3 protein-coding genes are annotated in these 2,103 nt (G+C 76.1%); 2 read left to right on the top strand and 1 reads right to left on the bottom strand.

Translation table 11 applies throughout. The features are described from left to right. On the top strand, positions 1-1,096 hold a 1,096-nt coding region (locus AC0CYZ_RS18220), incomplete at its 5' end, for an FAD-dependent oxidoreductase (RefSeq protein ID WP_472217853.1). A 60-nt stretch (positions 1,097-1,156) separates the two neighbouring features. Then, positions 1,157-1,432, top strand: coding sequence for a hypothetical protein (locus tag AC0CYZ_RS18215; RefSeq protein ID WP_472217851.1), 276 nt, complete (start codon positions 1,157-1,159; stop codon positions 1,430-1,432). Positions 1,433-1,466: 34 nt separating this feature from the next. On the opposite strand, the gene AC0CYZ_RS18210 is transcribed toward AC0CYZ_RS18215, so the two are convergent. Continuing rightward, positions 1,467-2,103 (bottom strand): TVP38/TMEM64 family protein (locus tag AC0CYZ_RS18210; protein WP_472217849.1); only part of this gene is annotated, 637 nt, incomplete at its 5' end.

The following is a 2,103-nucleotide window of genomic DNA, read 5'->3' as shown; positions in this document are numbered from 1 at the left end:
GAAGTCGCCGAGCTTCCGGCTGCGCGACCTGCGCAAGGTCGACGGCCGCGAGGCCCTCGAGATGCTGCGCTACGACCCGGTGGCCACCTTCGCCAAGCACGACCACCGCACCACCGCCGATCTGCTGGACTCCCTCGGCTTCTCCGAGCGCGGCCGGGCGATGCTCTTCGAGGTCTTCGCGCACTCCTTCTTCAACACCGAGCAGCGCTACTCGGCGGCCGAGTTCCTCGCCATGTGCCACTTCTACTTCACCGGCAACCCCGAGGGCCTCGGGATGGACGCCCCCCGCGACCAGTACGCGACGACGCTGTGGGAGCCCTTCACCCGCCTGCTCGAGAAGCACGGGGCGACGGTCACGACGGGGGCCCGCGCGACCGTCGTCGTCAGCGGACAGTCGGGGTGGTCGGTCGGGGTCCAGGACGGCCCGACGCGCACGGCCCGCCACCTCGTCGTCGCCACCGACGTCCCCGGCACGCGGGCGCTGTTCGAGCGGTCGCCCGGGTTCGCGACGACCGCGCCCCGGCTGGCCGAGCGGGTGGCCGGGCTGCCCGGCGGCGAGCCCTACGTCGTGGCGCGGTTCTGGTGCCGCGGTGACGTGGACCCCGCGCGCGCCCCGTTCACCGGGGTGACCCGCGAGCGGGTGCTCGACTCCGTGACGCTGTTCCACCGCCTCGAGGCCGAGTCGGCCGCCTGGGCTCGCGCGGCCGGCGGGTCGGTGATCGAGCTGCACTCCTACGCCTGCCCGCACGACGTCTCGCTCGACGACCTCGTGGCCGCGATGCGCACCGAGCTCACCGCACTGTGGCCGGAGTTCGCCGACCTCGAGGTGCTCGACGTCGACGCCCACCGCTACACCAACGCGCCCGGGTTCGACCCGGGCTACCACCCGCAGCGGCCCGGCGTGCTCACCGACGCCCGCGGCCTGCGGCTGGCGGGGGACTGGGTGGGCACCGACATCCCGTCGGCGCTCATGGAACGCGCCGCCCTCACCGGGGTGCTGGCCGCCAACGACGTCCTGCGCGAGGAGGGCGCCGCCCCGGAGCCCGTGCACTCGATCGCGCCGCGGGGCGTCCTCGCGGGACGCACCCCGCGGTGATCATCCGCGGGCGCTAGGGTGCTCGGGCACCGGTAGGAGACCGACGGAGGAGGAGAGAGCGTGCGCCGACGGACAGCGTCCTGGGTCGTCGTGGTGGCCGCGGCCGCCGCCGTGCTCGCGGGCTGCACGTACTCCGCGGAGCCGGCCCCGGACCAGCCCGCCAGCCCGAACGAGTACTCCACCGAGGGCTTCCCGCCGCCCGGGCCGCCGCCGGTGCCCGGGCAGATCACGCCCGCTCCGGTGCTGCCCCCGCAGCCGGCGAACGAGCCGCGCCCGCCGACGGGTCCGTCGCCGACCCGCGGCCCGGCCGAGACCGGCGCCCCGTCGGGAGGCTGAGCGGGCCCGGCCTCCGGCCGAGCCCCCCGGCGCGTCAGGCCGCCTCGGCCTCGCCGTCGTCCGCGGCCGTCGCGTCGTCGGCCGGGCGTCGGCGCCGTCCGCGCGCCGACACCAGGATCCCGACGGCGCCGAGCGTCCCGGAGACCGCGAACATCACGAACATCCCCGGCGACATCCCGCCGGTCACCGCGTCCCCGAGCAGCACCACCGCGGCCGTCCCGGGGATCAGGCCCAGCACCGTGCCCACGACGTAGGCCCGCCAGCCGACGCTGGTGACCCCGAGGGTGTAGTTGAGCGGCGCGAACGGGATCCCGACGAGCCGCGACGACGTCACCGTGAGCAGTTCCCGCTCGCAGAGTCGTTCCTCCAGCGCCCGCACCCGGTCCGGGCCGAGCCGGGCGATGGCCCGCCCGCCGAGCCGGCGCGCGATCGCGAACCCGATCGCCGCCGACACCATGGAGGCGCCCACCGCGAGCCCCAGGCCCCACACCGGACCGAAGACGAGCCCGGCCGCGAGGGTGAAGGCGGTGCGGGGGATCGGCGTCGTCGTGATGACGGCGTGCACGAGGAAGTAGACCAGCGGGGCGGTGGGGCCGAGCCGGGCGGCCCAGTCGCGCAGCTCGAGCGGCGAGGGCAGCGGGACGGTGACCGCGACGACCACCGCGACGACG

This window comes from Actinomycetospora sp., from assembly GCF_055612215.1.
Note: the sequence above shows the minus strand (reverse complement) of the source record. Positions and strands in the feature narration are given on the sequence as shown.